Below are 16,414 nucleotides of genomic sequence, written 5' to 3'. Positions count from 1 at the left end.
AATGTATTGGTATTTTTATTAACATATTAAAGGACTTAATGAATTTTTACATTTTTTCATAAGCAAAATTTTTATTGTAACCAATTTGGCGGAGTGCTTCTCCTGTAGTGATAGCTACGCTCATTGCGAGATTTAGAGAGCGCATGTATGGTAGCATGGGAATTTTCAAGGTATAATCAACGGTTTCATGGACATAGTCAGGAACTCCTGCTGATTCACGGCCAAAGAGTAAAACATCATTTTTTTGGTAATACATCTCTGTATAGCATGTTTCTGCTTTTGTGCTTAAAAGTAAAAGACGGCGATTAAAGCACTTCATAGTGTTCATAAAATGTTTCCAGTCAATGTGCCGTTCTAGTGAAACATATTCAAGATAGTCCATGCCAGATCGCTTAAGATTGCGATCTGATATATCAAAGCCTGTGGGTTCAATGATATGAACATGCAAACCAAAACAGGCGCTAAGACGCAAAATTGTCCCTGTGTTACCAGCAATATCAGGTTGAAAAAGAGCAATATGAAGTGTCATACTCTAGTGGAGTAATTTTTTCTTCATAATTTGTAAAGGAGATATGTGAATTATTCCAAAAATATAGATGAGCATACAGTTTTTATGTTTAGCTGCCACTTACTCTGAAGCTTAGGATAAAATTATATACATAGATTTATCATTAGGTAAGAAAGAAAGTATCTTTTTTCTTTTTTGATAATGTTGGAAGTAGATTTGGTTCATTATAGTAAAAAATGGTATATTTGTAAATGGAATAGGTTTCATTAATATATAAAGTTTATCCAAGCATTGCTGTGTGCAGTGTTTGCCCAATGTAAATCAGGTAATTGGAAGCTTTTGTATTATACAAGTAGCATCAGCAACATAAAAAGAAGAGTGCAAGAAGTCTCATGATAGAGATCACTTAAAAGCAGTAAATTTATTAAAAAAATTTGTTATTGTGAAAAGAGTTATTCTATTTTTGCTTCAATTACTGAAAATATGAAACAGAAAAAAATAGATTATAGTAAATGTTTTTATTGGATTGATTATTATGGCAGCAATGAATTTTTCTTTTCAGAGTGATGCAAGTAATATCCCTTATGAAGAGAAAGAGTCCATTTCTTTTCCTTTATCTGCTCCTAAAAATAGGAATAGAGCTTTTTAGAGCCATTTAGTGTTTATGATCAAAGACTCATTGTAGCGTGGATTGAAGATTTATAAATTAGTTTTTTTAGTTGCCATAGGTTTAAACTTTTCATTATTTGAAAACGTTTGGCTATGATCAGGAACAAGTTAAAATTTTACCATGCAATATGAGGTGAGTAATAGTTTTAGTGGGAAGAAAGAAATTTTTAATCATGTTGGTATTGCAACAAATTATTTTTCTTCTTTTTTTGCTAACGGAGAAGGAGCGAGATTGATTCACAATGATGTTTATGCTTTAGATTGAGGTAATTTAAAGAACAAATTTATAAAAAAGTTGAAAATTGAAGGAGAGAAAAAGGCTAAGATTGTTGATCTTGAAAGAGCACAGGGAACAAATTTGGTTATAGCGCATTGAGACTTTGTAAAGTAAAAACGGAGATGTTAAAATGAAGAAAATTGCATTTACTACTCTTGTTTCAGTTTGGATGGCTTCTGGTGCTTATGCTCAGTCTTTGGCAGTGTCTTCTGAACCTGAAACAGTTTCATCAACAGGTGTCGTACAGATTGGTTCGAATATGTCTGTACGTTATGTTACACCTACAGCAACTGATTTTGTTGCTTCAAGTCTTATTGGTGCAAATGTACACAATATAGAAAATGAAAATATTGGCGAAGTGAAAGATATTATTTTACGTGAAAATAATATTGCGGGGATTGTTATCGCTATTGGTGGTTTTTTGGGTATAGGGGAAAGCTATGTGGTCGTTTCTCCAGAAACAATTCAGATGACAAATGATTATGGTAAGTGGAAGCTCATTACCAATATAACAAAAGATTCGCTGAAAGAAGCTCCAAGATTTAAATATGAAGGACGTTGGGCGCACTAATTTTTGTGTTTTCTTCTTTTATGAAAAAAACAGCCGCTATCATATACCATGATAGCGCTGTTTTTGTTGAAGCGTATTTTTTGAAGATTTAAAAATAATTTTTTATAAAATTATTCCTACTTTTTAAGAGATGTAAAACATTTCAGCTGAGTTAAGTATTATGTTTAAATAACATAATATCACCATCTTGCACAATGTATTCTTTGCCTTCATCACGAGCTTTTCCTGCTTCTTTTGCTCCATGTTCACCACCTAAAGCAATATAATCTTCATAACTGATGGTTTGGGCACGAATGAAGCCACGTTCAAAATCTGAATGGATAACACCTGCTGCTTGGGGTGCTTTTGTTCCGCGCGTAATTGTCCATGCTCGTGTTTCTTTAGGTCCACATGTAAAATAAGTAATTAGATCAAGTAAAGAATATCCAGCTCGAATGAGGCGATTGAGACTTGGTTCACAAAGTTCTAAGGCACTGAGATATTCTGCGATTTCTTCATCATTGAGTTGGGAAATTTCAGCTTCGATAGAGGCAGAAATGATAATGCTTTGAGCGTTTTGCTCTGTTGCCATCTTCTCAACCATTTGGGTAAATTTATTCCCACGAGCGGCGTCATCTTCACTTACATTGCAAACATAAAGTACGGGCTTAGCGGTTAAAAGATTTAAACTATTAAGGATGCAGTGCTCGTCTGAGGAAATATCTTTGAGTAATAATCGAGCAGGGCTTCCTTTTTGCAGTAAATTTAGTGATTCTTCCATCATGGGAAGAATTGTTAGAGCTTCTTTGTCCTTTCCGATTGCACGTTTACGAATTTGTATAATTCGTCGCTCAAGACTTTCAAGATCTGCAAGCATGAGTTCTGTTTCAACAGTTGCAGCATCGGAAATGGGATCAATTCGTCCTTCTACATGAGTGATGTCTTCATTTTTAAAACAGCGTAAAACATGGACAATAGCATCAACCTCACGAATATTAGCTAAAAATTTATTACCTAAACCTTCCCCCTTTGAAGCGCCACGTACAAGTCCGGCAATATCAACAAAACTGATGCGTGTAGGAATAATCTCTTTTGAACCAGCAATAGATGCAATTTTTTTCATCCGTAAATCTGGGATAGCAACTTCACCGGTATTGGGTTCGATTGTACAAAAAGGATAATTAGCAGCTTGTGCTGCAGCTGTTTTTGTTAATGCATTAAAAAGGGTTGATTTACCGACATTAGGTAGTCCGACAATACCACATTTAAAACCCATAAGTGTATTTTCTTCTCTGTTAGTGATTATGGTCAAGATAAAACTTATTTAATATTTTATAGCATATTTTGAGAAGAGTCATAGTCTATACTTACCATGAAGAGAAAAAAAGCTATATTTAAAAAAAGTTATCACTTTTTATCGTCACATTTTAAATATTACCTATTTAAGGTATAAGAAAACCAAAATTAACGTTAATAGTGTGCTAAGTTTTTTAAAGTATGAAAATCTGCATGATAAATTAATAGGAGAAAATTTAAAGAGTGTTGTTTTGTCGTGCTTTTTTAATTGCAATACCTCTGATTTTGGTTGGATGTTTTATGCATCGGTCAGATATGCCACTTGTTTCTTCTCAGCAAGTTCAATATGTGCCAGAAGAAATACAGGCTTTATATGGACCTGTAATAAATGAGCCTTACTTATTGCCTGCTATTGATCTTTCAACAATTGATCCAAAATTTTGGCGTCAACAAGTAATTTATTATACATCTTATCCACCTGGTACATTAATTATAGATACTCAGGAATGTTTTCTTTACCTTATTGGTGAAAATGGAAAAGCTTTACGCTATGGTATCGGTGTTGGTAAGGAGGGATTGGCATTTGAAGGTGTAGGGATTGTACAGAAAAAACGTCGGTGGCCACATTGGGCTCCGACTGCAGCAATGATGGCTCGAGAGCCAGAACGTTATGGTCATTTAGGGCAAGGAATGCCACCAGGGCCTGATAACCCATTGGGAGCACGAGCACTCTACCTGTTTAAAAATTCGCAGGACACCCTTTTCCGTATTCATGGTTCACATGAATCATGGTCAATTGGTCATGCTATGTCAAGTGGGTGTATCCGTTTGCTTAATCAAGATATCATTGATCTTTATGATCGTGTTCCCGTAGGTTCGCGTGTGGTTGTGTTACAGAACGGTGAGAATACATCTAGTATTTTAAGTCAACAATTAAATGTTAATAATAAACTATTGTCAACTTTTACTCAAAGTGAATTATTTTAATTCTAAAAGGTACGGGTTTAGATGGCTTTATTTAGTAAACTTTTATTTGCTATTGGGCGGTCTTTTACTTTTTATAAAAGTGAGAGACTGTTTAGCCACAAAAATTATAGCAAGAGGTATGGTTTTTGTGTACCTAAGAGATGATTTGTTATTGTAGCCCTTTATTTTTCATTGTTAATGAGATCTCATTCATAAAAAGATTACTGTCTCCTTTTATAAGAAGAGTAATGTTTTTTGCAATTGTATCTAATAGAGGCAATAACCATTCTTGGTCAGATTTTGTAAAATTCCCTAAAACATGCTGATGAACGAGTTCTTTAGAACCAGGATGTCCAATTCCCAAGCGAACACGACAATAGCCAGTGCCACAATGAGCATCAACAGATTTTATACCATTATGTCCATTATGTCCTCCACCGGTTTTTATCCGTATTTTCCCAGGGAGTAAATCTAATTCATCATAGATGACAATTAAGTTCTTCGATTCTAATTTATAAAACTGCAAGATTTTACTAATAGCTTGCCCAGATAGATTCATAAAGGTTTGAGGTTTTATAAGAAGAATTTTTTCACCACTTATGAACCCATTAGAAATTTCGGCTTGAAATTTTTTTGACCAAGGAGAAAAAGAAAAGGATTTGTAAATAGCATCAATAGCCATAAAACCAATATTATGGCGGTTATTTTGATAATGTAAACCAGGATTACCAAGACCAGCAATAAGCCACATGTGTGCTTTCAATGAGGTGTAGATTAAAGTAAGGCGGAAAAATATCCCGCCCATTGAAGTTTTATTTAAGCTTTTGTACCAGTTCCGTCATTTTCTTGTTCTGAAGTATTATCACTGATATTCATGCCAGCAGGAGCTGCAATGGTTGCAATGGTAAAGTCTCGATCTTGAATAACTGGGGTAACTCCCTCTGGCAATTGTACTGCTGAAATGTGGATAGAATCACCAATAGAATAACCAGAAAGATCAATTTCGATTGCTTCAGGAATAGCATTTGCCGGTGCAGTACATTCAATTTCATGGCGAACGATATTTAAAACACCACCTCGTTTGATACCAGGAGCTGTATCTTCATTAAGGAAATGAACAGGGATATTTACATCCACAACTGATTTTGCTGAAATACGTAAGAAATCTACATGCATAGGAAAATCACGAACTGAATCCAGTTGGTAATCCTTTGGTAGAACTAAAATTTTCTGTTTATCAACTTCAATAGTTGCAACAGTGGTACGAAAGCCACCTGCATGAATTTTGTAGAAAATTTCTTTGTAGGAAACTGCAATTGCCAAAGGAGGCTGTTTGTCACCATAAATGACGGCTGGAATAAGGCCATTGCGGCGAAGTTCACGGGAGGACCCCTTACCAACCCGTTCGCGTACTTCGGCCTTAAGAGTGTAGCTCTTGCTCATAATTAAGTCCTTTTACATGATTGGAGATTCACAAAAAACCAACAATAGTTTTCGCATGAATATGAAGATATACACTACAAAGTAGTAATCACTTCATTCTGTGTTGCCTCCAAGGGTGTCTACACAGAGATCCTATCTATAATTCAAACTATTTACAGATGCAAGAGTTGTGGAAAAAATCGGTGATTTCTATCATTGAGAAAGAGAAAATGTTGCAAATATGATGCAAATAATACTGGTTAATATATTCAAAATCAGATCTTAGAGGTGTGATAAAGGTTGAGATTACCTTAGGTAGGATGCGAGAATATAATACTTTATATGGAACAATACCACAGTATTTGCTGATCTTAAAAAATTATTAGTAATATATCTTCTTGTATAAGGTAATCTTGATTCAAGAAAATCATATTTTGGCAATATCCTCTCGAAAAAATGATTTTATCAGTACAATATTTATATAATTGATAAAGAGGATATTTTATAACTTTGGCCTATGAATTAGGCTATGTCATCGTTGAGACTCAAGGTAGAAAATAAAAACTAAAATGTATTGTTACAAGATTCACCAATACTAGGTTTTTTGCGGTGTGTAATCTTAAAAATTTAGAGACAGAATAACAGATTATTCCGTTGATATTTTTCTTAAGTGCTATTTTATATGGAGCATGGTTATTGTACATCTATTATGGCAGTAAAGCGTGGTTATTGGTTCTAGCTGTTAGCAGGGGAGATCGCTGATTGTATAAGATTTCACTTAGATGTTATAGCTAATCTTATGTATTAGAGGGGGAGTAGATATGATTTTGTCATATTATTGCTATATAGTGTTTAGTTAAGTTTGAAAGAATGTTGTTGTTGAAATTTTAAGTTTTTTAATAAGATGAATTTTTGATAATATTGATCATATATACTGCTGTCCTTTTGAGAATGGCGCAGCTATCATGAAAAAATATTTAGAGATCTTTGGTATAGCTATGTTATTATTTTAAAATTTGCTTAATCATGACACATTCTTTGATTCTTATAAAACGTTAGTGCGTTTTTTTACCTCTGCATTAATCTACTTACAATAGAATGAGCTGAAGTAAAAGAATATATTTTTACTGCTTTTTTAGAAAAAATCTTAATCTTTATTAAAATGTTTATGAGAGCTTATCAAGAAAAATTAATTTATGAGATGTTAGAAGCATACATGCGCAAAAATAAGATCTTTTGAAAGAAGAACTAAGTTTATTTTCTTAAACATTTCTATTGTTGATCATGATACGCTACATTATTTGTTATCTGCAAGACTTTGGATAGTTCTAAGGTTTCTTATCGTTTTATGGTAGCATGTTATTAAAATTTTTTAATTCTTTATTATATTCAGGGAATATTAAGACTACTTTTTAATTTTCTGTAACTTGGTATAAATTAACTACTGTTTAGGCTTCTATTTATGAAAAAATCGCTGAAAGGAAGGTTGGGAAAATATCTTACATAGGTTGGAAAATTTAAAAGGAATAGTTTGTCAGTTTTTTTGAATACTGCATAGGGAGTGCTAACTGAAAAACTATCTCCATCAGATACATTTTAGGTATGCTTTTTTTATTTTTTAATCTACACATGTCAATTTTTTATTTATTTCAAGGAGCATAAATTTATTGTTATCTATATCATTTAAATGATTAGCAATTATTTTTCTAAATTTTATTTAAAAACAGCATTTAAGAAATTCAAAGCTATAAATTTAACCGAATAAGCTTGAGACAGATTGTTCTGCTGCTGTTCTTGCAATTGCTTCTCCAATTAAGTCTGCAATTGGTAAAACACGGATATTATGTGCATTCTCAATGGCTGCTGTTGGCATAATTGAATCAGTAATGACTAATTCTTTCATTTCTGAATTAGTGATGCGTTCGATAGCATTTCCAGAAAGAACACCGTGGGTGATATAAGCTGTAACACTATTTGCACCGTGTTTGAGTAAAGCGCTTGCTGCATTGCATAAAGTTCCACCTGAATCAACAATATCGTCAAGTAAGAGACAATCTTTTCCAGACACATCGCCAATGATATTCATCACTTCTGATTCGCCTGGGCGTTCACGACGTTTATCAACAATAGCCAGCAAACTGTTTAAGCGTTTGGCTAAGGAGCGTGCACGCACTACACCACCGACATCAGGTGAAACAACGATAACATTTTCAAGGGAATAATGTATCTTGACATCACGAGAAATGGCTGGAACAGCATAGAGATTATCTGTCGGAATATCAAAAAAACCTTGAATTTGTCCTGCATGAAGATCCAATGTTAAAACGCGATGGGCACCTGCTTCAGTAATTAGGTTGGCGACAAGCTTTGCAGAAATGGGAGTGCGTGGTTCAAGTTTTCGATCTTGGCGAGCGTAGCCAAAATAGGGTATAACAGCTGTGATACGACGTGCTGAAGAGCGACGCAAAGCATCAATCATGATGAGTAATTCCATCAAATGATCGTTAGCAGGATAAGATGAGGATTGTAAAACAAACACATCTTCTCCACGTACATTTTCATGTAATTCTACAAAAATTTCCTGATCAGCAAAGCGCTTTACGGTTGCTTTACCTAAGGGAATATTTAAATATTTTGTAACATCTTCAGCAAGTCGTGGATTAGAATTGCCACAGAAAAGTTTCATGGTAGAACCTCTGAATAATCACGGTAGAATGTAACACGGTTTTTAGCTTTTTATTATCACATTGCAAGGAAACAATTACAAAAACATTATAATTTTATCCATCATTATTAAAAAGGTATCTATTGTCTCTTCTTTTTTTCCAAAATTCTTGTCATTAAATAATAGAGTTGGTTGAAAGTTTTATTTTATTATAACACTCAATTTGAATGAGTCTATTGCGTAGTTATTAAGGACAGTATCGTTGAGAATGGGATAGATTTTTATTTTTCTATAATTTAAAAATATATTTTAGTTTTTCTGGATATTTTATAAAGTTAAGTGTATGTTATTTTCGGTATGCTTTTGAATATCTTGATAATAATAATTAACATTTATCTTTAAGTTTTGTAACTAATTTTCTTATTAAATCTTATCTTATCCAAGCTTACAAGATAAGTTATAGCGATGGCATCATGGAACAGATGGTGATGGAAAAGGTCTACCAGAGGACTGATTTCATGGCTCTTTATTTTTGTCTATTGATTGTTATTATTAGGGGATCAAGTTGCTAATTTCTTTATTAATGAATCGTGGATAGACAGATGCTTTATGATAGCATAAAAGCTAAAATTGTTTATTTTATTTATAGAAAAACATTAGCTCTTTTGCAAAAAAAGCTCTTCACGGATCATTTAGATAATATTTATTTATACAGTACAATATAAATAATATATAATTAATTATCATTATCTATAAGTATTTTATATTAATAATAGTATTTGTAAGTATGATATTTCTTACTTGTGTTGATGTTAATATTTTTTTGATTTTCAAAAAAATATTAATATTTTATTATTGTAAGTATGTATACAGTGTATTTTATACTTGTTTTTATATTAGATAAAAAAGATTTATTTTAGTAATAATAAAAATTCAATATTAAGAGAGCTTTTCTGTGATTATTTATGAAAGACCAATGTAGATGGTCACTTTTTTAAAATTTTTTCTATTTCAATATAAAAAGTATCTTATGTTTGAGATAAATGAAGGAGAGCGTATTAAAAAGTTTGTTTTTCCATCAGTCAAATCAACCAAATATTGAAAACAATAGTAACCAAAGTTATCATATTTTATGAATCAATTGGTGAGAAGTTTTGTTTTACAATTTTGATCTTTTTCTAAGATAAAAAGACAGCTATCTTTTATTTTTCAGCATAATAGCAGAAATTTGCCGTCCGTAATCAGGCTCGTTATGATGTACTGCGCGCCGATAGGAGAAAAAGCGTTGTTCATCTTGGTAAGTGCAAAGTTCCAAGCAAGAAGCATTGACTCCTGCTTCTTTGAGTTGCTCCATAATAAATGCCCATAGATTAAAGTTAAAGTGATTTTCTTGATCTGTTTTTAAAAAAAATTTTTGGAATTTGCTATGGCAATCGATAAATTGGCTATAAAATTCACCTTTTACCTTATAGTGGCAAGGTCCAATACAAGGTCCAAGAATCGCTGTTATTGATTGTCGTTTAGCGCCTTGTTTTTCCATAGCAGAAATTGTTTTTTCTATAATTCCATTCAGACTTCCTCGCCAGCCAGCATGTGCAGCAGCGATGACGCCTGCTTGTGGATCAGAAAATAGAATTGGTCCACAATCTGCTGTAAGAATGCCAATTGCTAGATTTTTTGTAGTTGTAACGATGGCATCAGCATTAGGGCGTTCACCAATAAAAGCTCGATCAACGGTAATTACTTGGCAGGAATGTATCTGATTTACAGTGACTAAATTTTGTGCCTTAATCTCAAAATAATTGGCAACTAAAGTACGATTTTGTTCAATATTTTCAGGAGAATCATTGGAGTTTTGACCTAAATTAAGGCTATGATAAAGATTTTTTGAAACACCACCTTGACGTGTAAAAAATCCATGTTTTATTCCATGTATGTGCAAAGCGAAAAGTTCTTTTGCAAGAATAGGGTCAGAGGCAGGTTGCATAAAATTTCCTTATCTGATGGCTTGAAGTGAGAATGGTGAGTGAAATGCCAGTATTTGTCAATGATGGTTATTGTCTTCAGTTAAAATTTAGAAGAAAACAATATATTTTTATTGTTTACATGCAGGACTTTAAATAATTTTCCCATTTGATCTGGATTAACAAGCCGTTCAATATCCTGACAGATTTTGCTTTGTAGTGCAGCACTTTTGTTTGCTCCAAGCCGTTTTGCACGCTCTAAAAGACCCATTTGAAAAAGAAATTCTCTTTGTTCCAAAATTTCAGCAAAGCAGCCTTGTTCAAGAGCTATCGTTTTTAAAAAAGAAAAATCGACATGTGATGTTAAATCATGCTCACCTGGAGCATCAAAAATATTACAAAATTTATGTTTTGAGATAGCCTGTAGTGTATCGCCAAATGCAAGATCAGAAGCACCGTAATCAATGAGCAAAGCAGAACCTTTCATTTGTATTAAGTGGTTGCTAATTTGTTGCATCAATTGATACCGTAAAGGCGCATGTTCAAAAATTATTCCATCAGGTATGTTAGAACAATAAGATTGTAGGCAAGAAGAAGGAAGTTTATGTAAGGTCGAAATAAACGTAAAATCTCCATCTTGATTAACTGTAATGCGGCGTTCTCTCCATTCTCCATTGATTTTAATATATTGGTTGATGGGGAGTGTATCGAAGAATTCGTTAGCAATTAAAAAAAGAGGTCCTGAAGGGATTTGGCTAAAGTTTTCAATACTATGGATTTCTTTTTGATAAGATGAAAGACGCTTTTTTTGTTCTTTTGCAAGGCGTTGGCTTATTTCAATTAGAAAAATTTCAGCAGCATTAAATGCTGTGGTACATAATTTTTGAATGGTACGCAAAACATCATCCATAAGAGTTCCGCGTCCTGGACCTATTTCAGCTAAAATGAAAGGGATGGGACAATCTTGAGCTTTCCAGCTTGCAAGGGTCCAGATACCAATCATTTCTCCAAATAATTGGCTTATCTCAGGAGCGGTAATAAAATCACCAGCACATCCAAAAGGGTGGTGCTTTTGATAATAACCAAATTGAGGGTCTGTAAGTGCCAATGTCATATATTGGCTAACGGTGATTGGCCCATTGTGGGCAATAATCTCTTTAATTTTTTCTTTTAGAGTAGCCATTATTTTACAGATTTATGTCTAAAGGCTTGGAAAAGTAGATAAATACCTAAAAGCAGCATAGGAAAACATAAAGCCATACCATAGGTAAATCCAATGGAATGGAAAAGGGCAGAAAACCATTCTGGGTCTTCTTGAGGAGCGCGATAAATTTCCAAAATGCTTCGTGCTATCGCATAAATTATAATAAATATTCCTGCTACAGTGCCAGGGCGTTTTAATGCTTTGAAAGCGAAAATAATGATGGATAAGATGATAAAGAGCAAAAACCCTTCCATTAGTGCTTCATAAAGTTGGCTTGGATGGCGTGGTAAATATTGGGGATCTTGGGGAAAGCAAACAGCCCAAGGTACAGTAGTGATATTGCCCCATAATTCTTGGTTAATAAAGTTGCATATTCGTACAATACCAATTCCAATAGGAGCACCTGCAGCAACTATATCAAACATTGCCCGTATGTTAATGTTGTTTTTACGGGCAAACCAGATTATTGCAATCATTATGCCAATGAGTCCACCATGAAAGGCCATACCTCCATCCCATACTGCGATGATAGCACTTGGGCGGTTAAAGTAATAAACGGGATCCCATACAAGCACTTGTCCTAAGCGACCACCAACAACGATACTGATGGCAGACCAGACAACGAAATCTCCTATCTTCTCTTTATCCATAGGAGGTTTGTTTGCATACCATAAGGACTGTTCTTTTAATAATTTTTGCGCATACCACCAAGAAAAAAGAATACCTACAACGTAACCAAGCCCATACCAATGTAGAGCTATGGGGCCCAAATGGACAATTACGGGATCAAGAAAAGTAGGAAAAGCAATGGTAGGACAAAAATCGTTCATGGGCAAACACTTTATATTTATAAGTTACATGACGTATAGATTACATGACGGTTAGAAATGCCAGATGAATACATAATGGTCAAGCTAGTAGAATGACAAGTTCCCGCTGTTTATAATGATAAAAATTTATAGTGGAAAAAGAAGTGTGAGAAAGCTTAGATGAAATTTGTATAGTAACGTGAAATCTATAAAGCAAAGGGAACAAATACAGTACCTAAATGTTATTAAAATACGCTATAGTGCGTGCGTCAATAATTAAAATTAAGGAAAAATCATATGCGTAATGGATCAAACCGTATTCTTGATGAATTAGCAAAATTAGCAACAGATGCAGCTGATGTTGCACAAGGGATACGACGAGAAGCTGGGACAGCGTTTCGTTTGCAAGCTGAAAAAATAGCGAATAAACTTGATCTTGTTTCACGGGAAGAATTTGAAACATTTAGAGAAATGGTGCTGAAAGTACATGCCGACAATGCGGATTTGAAAAAACGTCTTGATGATTTGGAAAAAGCGCAGACACAAAAAAAATAAAATGGTTTCTATAAAAAAATATCCCCAATTTTTCAAATACGATGTGTGAAACTGAAAAATGCTGAATCATGAGTCTGTTAGAGCAGATTATCTATGATAATTTTTTATTTTTTTTATAAAAAATTACTTTTTTTAAATCAGGGGGCTGGCGTTCTGAAATTGTATCAATACACTGAAAAGTCTAAGTGATTCGTTTTATAGTTATTAGGTTTATTGCCATAGGAAGCATCATTTGTTTCCTAATGTTGTGGTGTGTATTGTTGGTGTTTTTAATGTGATTTGTTTCGTGTAAAGGTTTGATTTTAGCAAAATGTTGTGACGGTTTGGGCGTTTTACGTTTTGTTGATAGTGTTGTTCATATAGTTGAGGGTTAATGATGAGGCTTGCATTTTGCGCCATAGAAAGAGAAGAGCATCCTGTTGATTTTATTGAGCAAATTGCTTGCAAATATGATTGGTCTTTTGAACGGAATGCAGAAGATGAAATTAATGTTTGCGTAGAAGGGAAACGGGCAAATTATCGTCTTGCTTTTTCATGGATGGAAGAGCATGAGGCTCTCCATTTGGCCTGTGCATTTGATCTTTTTATTGAAAATACTCGAACAGCGGAGATGAATCGCCTATTATTGGCAATTAATGAAAAATTATTACTGGGGCATTTTGATTATTGGCAGGGAAACAATACGGTAATTTATCGGCAAGGTCTTCTTTTGGCTGGTGGGGTGCATCCATCTCATTTACAGGTTGAAACATTGTTAATACATGCGCTAAAAGTCTGTGAGAGCCATTATGCTGCGTTTCAGATGGTTGCTTGGGCTGGTGAAAGCGCCTACAAGGCACTGCAATATACCTTGTTTGAAACTGTAGGTAATGCCTAATAGTTATTTGGAAAATTTTTTTCGTAATCTTTTTTATAGAATTTTGTTTTGTAAAGGGACTGAATATTTTTCATTAGAGGGTAATCAATAATAGTACGAAAATCTCTGGTGGATTGTTGTCTCATTGAATAATGAAAAAATCTTCCTTTTAACGGAATACATAACTGAAATGAATATCGTTTTTGCTTAGAATCGTGAATATTAACTATCAAGATGTTAAAGTGTAAGCATAAAAATGACCATTTTTCTTTATGGGCGTTGATAGAAATTGGGACACGAAGTTCATTTTTAATGAAAAACTGAAATAAAAGATTGAGAATACGTGCATTGCTGTCAATAACAAAAAAATGAAGTGTGTCATTTACGCAAAACTTGAATCTGATCAGCTATTTTTAAAAACTTTGAGAAAAATTTAATTTATACAAAATTTAAGTTTACACAGGTTGCATAAATCTGAAATTGTATAAATATGGTGAGAAGGATATTTTACTCTATAAGAGGAAAATATTACTTATAAGATTGAAAATATTTAACCTTTGAAAAGAGTATCATGGGTAATCTTAGTACACATATTATTCCAGTTACACCTTTCCAACAAAATTGTACTTTGCTTTTTGATAGTGAGTGTAAAATAGGCGTTTTGGTTGATCCTGGTGGTGATTGGTTTCAAATTCAAGAAGTGATCCAAAAGGTAGGTGTTATCGTTGAGGCTATTTGGATAACACATGGTCATATTGATCATGTAGGAGCTGCTATGCAAGCTAAAGAAGCGCTTAATGTAAAAATTATTGGTTCACATCGTAATGATAAGCCTGTAATGGATGCTGTGAGTGAAAGTGCAAAAAATTATGGTATGGCTGATGCGCGCATTTGCATTCCTGATCAATGGTTAGAAGATGGCAGTAGCGTTCATTTTTCTGGACATGTTTTCAATGTTTTTCATACGCCAGGTCATTCTCCCGGTCATGTTATTTATTTCAATAAAAAAGAACGCTTTGCCTTATTGGGTGATGTACTGTTTCGTGGCTCTATTGGACGTACAGATTTTCCATTCTGTTCTCATGAAGAATTGATGAAATCTATTAAGGAAAAAGTTTTGCCTTTAGGTGATGACGTCAGTTTTATCTGTGGTCATGGCTCCGGGAGTCGAATAGGTTATGAGCGTCAGTGGAATCCTTTTCTTCAAGGAATTTGAGAAGTGAGTATACAAAAAACCCGCTTTAAAGCGGGTCTTTGATGAAAAAGATTGCTTAAATTATTTTAGTGGAGCGTAACAGAAATGATCTAAGCCATCATACCCTCGGAAAGTACCTGTTTTAGGATTAAACGAACGGTATTTTTTCTTACAATATTCAAGCCAACCAGCTGTCCATGGTTGCTGAATAGGCTGATATCCTGTTGTTTGTTGTGCTTGATAAACTACTTGTTTTTGCGGTTCTTTTTGGTAAATCACTTGGTTTCTTGGTGGTGCTTGATAGATGATTTGTGGTTGTTGAGGTTGTTTTAAAATATTACCAAGAACTGCACCAGCTGCGAGTCCGAGAATACCTGCAGCTAAAGTATCACTTGCGTTATTAGATATCTGAGGATTATGAATATAGTGGTGTGTTTTTTTCTCAACATACTTGTATGTCTTATGTTCAATATGATAATTATTTTTTACCTGACTTTGACGATCAGCATGGTGGTGGTTCTTCTTATTATCAGAATAAAAAGGATGATGTTGACTGAGAATAGATTGGACATTATAGCCGCCAAAGGGGTGATGTTTACTAAGAATAGATTGGACGTTATAGTGGTTAATAGAAGGGATAGAATGACTAACAGGAGGGCTAGTTTTTACACTTCTCGTAGTATATTCGTTATAAATTATTGTTGAATCGGCTAAAACCATAGTTGATGGCGCTAAAGCTGTCACAGTTGATACTGCCGATAATACTGCTAATTTAGTTAATTTTACCATAGCAATACTCCTTGTACAAAGTTTATATTATCCATATTCTAAACATATCAAGCTGAATATAGCCTGAACAATTTTGAAATTTATTCTGGTAAAACGGATAAATAAGCTATTTAATTTAAAATAAAATACAAAGACACAAAAAAATTGAGTCAAAAATCTATTTTAAAAAACAGACTATATTCAAATTAATTCGTAATACCAGCTAGTATTTACGGCTTTTGATACTTGGCTATAGCAATTAATTCTATATTGAATAACAATTTTCGTATCACCTAATTTAACAAAATCTGTGGTCTGAATAATAGGAATGTAGATAAAAATATCGCCCTTATTATCGTAAAGCTATAATATCATTAATGGCGTCAGGAGTAAAATTATTAATTTTTTTCAATTTGTTTAGAACAATTTTGCTGATCTAGAAGGATCAGCTAAGGTGGCTTATTTGTTAAAGAAAATTATTTTTTATGTTGTATAAATTGATTTTATTAGTTTTCTTTTAGTTGAAAGAATAGTACAGTTTTTGTTACTGTAATGCTATTCTGTTTTGGATAAAAAGAATTATAAATTTTTCTAAATATTCTAAAAAAGATTATTTTCCTTCTCAGCAGCGCTTTTAAGAAGAATACAGAGAGTTAGGAAAAAGCTGTTTCATCCAAATATTTTACTCTTTTCATAAGAATGTGTTGTTG

Annotated in this window: 14 protein-coding genes and 1 pseudogene; 6 read left to right on the top strand and 9 right to left on the bottom strand. The window is 33.5% G+C overall.

Annotated elements, in window-relative coordinates; all coding sequences use genetic code 11:
* Positions 1-46: 46 nt before the first annotated feature.
* Positions 47-529, bottom strand: coding sequence for a tRNA (cytidine(34)-2'-O)-methyltransferase (locus V4P56_RS04045; protein ID WP_455481663.1), 483 nt, complete (start codon positions 527-529; stop codon positions 47-49).
* A 769-nt stretch (positions 530-1,298) separates the two neighbouring features.
* Here V4P56_RS04045 and V4P56_RS04040 point away from each other — a divergent pair.
* Both V4P56_RS04040 and V4P56_RS04035 read left to right on the top strand, forming a co-directional pair.
* Positions 1,299-1,442, top strand: a complete 144-nt coding sequence (locus tag V4P56_RS04040) for a hypothetical protein (RefSeq protein WP_455481662.1) — start codon at positions 1,299-1,301, stop codon at positions 1,440-1,442.
* Between the two features lie 142 nt (positions 1,443-1,584).
* Entirely contained in the window at positions 1,585-2,025 is a 441-nt protein-coding gene (locus V4P56_RS04035; RefSeq protein ID WP_455481661.1) for a PRC-barrel domain-containing protein, read from the top strand.
* A gap of 151 nt (positions 2,026-2,176) precedes the next feature.
* On the opposite strand, the gene ychF is transcribed toward V4P56_RS04035, so the two are convergent.
* Entirely contained in the window at positions 2,177-3,280 is a 1,104-nt protein-coding gene (gene ychF, locus V4P56_RS04030) for a redox-regulated ATPase YchF (protein ID WP_455481660.1), read from the bottom strand.
* Between the two features lie 263 nt (positions 3,281-3,543).
* On the opposite strand from ychF, the gene V4P56_RS04025 reads away from it, so the two are divergent.
* Positions 3,544-4,287, top strand: a complete 744-nt coding sequence (locus V4P56_RS04025) for a L,D-transpeptidase (RefSeq protein ID WP_455481659.1) — start codon at positions 3,544-3,546, stop codon at positions 4,285-4,287.
* Positions 4,288-4,435: 148 nt separating this feature from the next.
* Here the strand turns inward: V4P56_RS04025 and pth are convergent, their stop codons facing one another.
* The 6 genes and pseudogenes from pth to lgt form a co-directional block, all read right to left on the bottom strand.
* Positions 4,436-5,017 (bottom strand): aminoacyl-tRNA hydrolase, encoded by a 582-nt coding sequence (gene pth / locus V4P56_RS04020; protein WP_455482655.1) that lies wholly within the window; start codon positions 5,015-5,017, stop codon positions 4,436-4,438.
* Between the two features lie 65 nt (positions 5,018-5,082).
* Positions 5,083-5,709: a 50S ribosomal protein L25/general stress protein Ctc gene (locus V4P56_RS04015; protein WP_455481658.1), complete on the bottom strand. Its 627-nt coding sequence runs from the start codon at positions 5,707-5,709 to the stop codon at positions 5,083-5,085.
* Positions 5,710-7,441: 1,732 nt separating this feature from the next.
* On the bottom strand, positions 7,442-8,374 hold the full coding sequence (locus V4P56_RS04010; RefSeq protein ID WP_455481657.1) for a ribose-phosphate pyrophosphokinase: 933 nt from the start codon (positions 8,372-8,374) through the stop codon (positions 7,442-7,444).
* Between the two features lie 1,174 nt (positions 8,375-9,548).
* The gene (gene pgeF, locus V4P56_RS04005) at positions 9,549-10,340 is read right to left on the bottom strand and encodes a peptidoglycan editing factor PgeF (protein WP_455481656.1); all 792 of its coding nucleotides are present in this window, start codon (positions 10,338-10,340) and stop codon (positions 9,549-9,551) included.
* An 80-nt stretch (positions 10,341-10,420) separates the two neighbouring features.
* Complete coding sequence (locus tag V4P56_RS04000; RefSeq protein ID WP_455481655.1) at positions 10,421-11,500, bottom strand: class I SAM-dependent methyltransferase; 1,080 nt, start codon at positions 11,498-11,500, stop codon at positions 10,421-10,423.
* A pseudogene (gene lgt / locus V4P56_RS03995) lies at positions 11,475-12,351 on the bottom strand (prolipoprotein diacylglyceryl transferase). Before lgt ends, V4P56_RS04000 begins: the two are co-directional and overlap by 26 nt.
* A 276-nt stretch (positions 12,352-12,627) precedes the next feature.
* On the opposite strand from lgt, the gene V4P56_RS03990 reads away from it, so the two are divergent.
* From V4P56_RS03990 to V4P56_RS03980, 3 genes are all read left to right on the top strand, one after another.
* The gene (locus V4P56_RS03990) at positions 12,628-12,885 is read left to right on the top strand and encodes an accessory factor UbiK family protein (protein WP_455481654.1); all 258 of its coding nucleotides are present in this window, start codon (positions 12,628-12,630) and stop codon (positions 12,883-12,885) included.
* A gap of 376 nt (positions 12,886-13,261) precedes the next feature.
* Positions 13,262-13,762, top strand: a complete 501-nt coding sequence (locus V4P56_RS03985; protein WP_455482654.1) for a YbjN domain-containing protein — start codon at positions 13,262-13,264, stop codon at positions 13,760-13,762.
* A 550-nt stretch (positions 13,763-14,312) separates the two neighbouring features.
* Entirely contained in the window at positions 14,313-14,957 is a 645-nt protein-coding gene (locus tag V4P56_RS03980) for an MBL fold metallo-hydrolase (protein WP_455481653.1), read from the top strand.
* Between the two features lie 60 nt (positions 14,958-15,017).
* Here the strand turns inward: V4P56_RS03980 and V4P56_RS03975 are convergent, their stop codons facing one another.
* Complete coding sequence (locus V4P56_RS03975; RefSeq protein ID WP_455481652.1) at positions 15,018-15,725, bottom strand: BA14K family protein; 708 nt, start codon at positions 15,723-15,725, stop codon at positions 15,018-15,020.
* Positions 15,726-16,414: the final 689 nt, after the last annotated feature.

The organism is Bartonella sp. B35(2025) (genome assembly GCF_053794465.1).
Note: the sequence above shows the minus strand (reverse complement) of the source record. Positions and strands in the feature narration are given on the sequence as shown.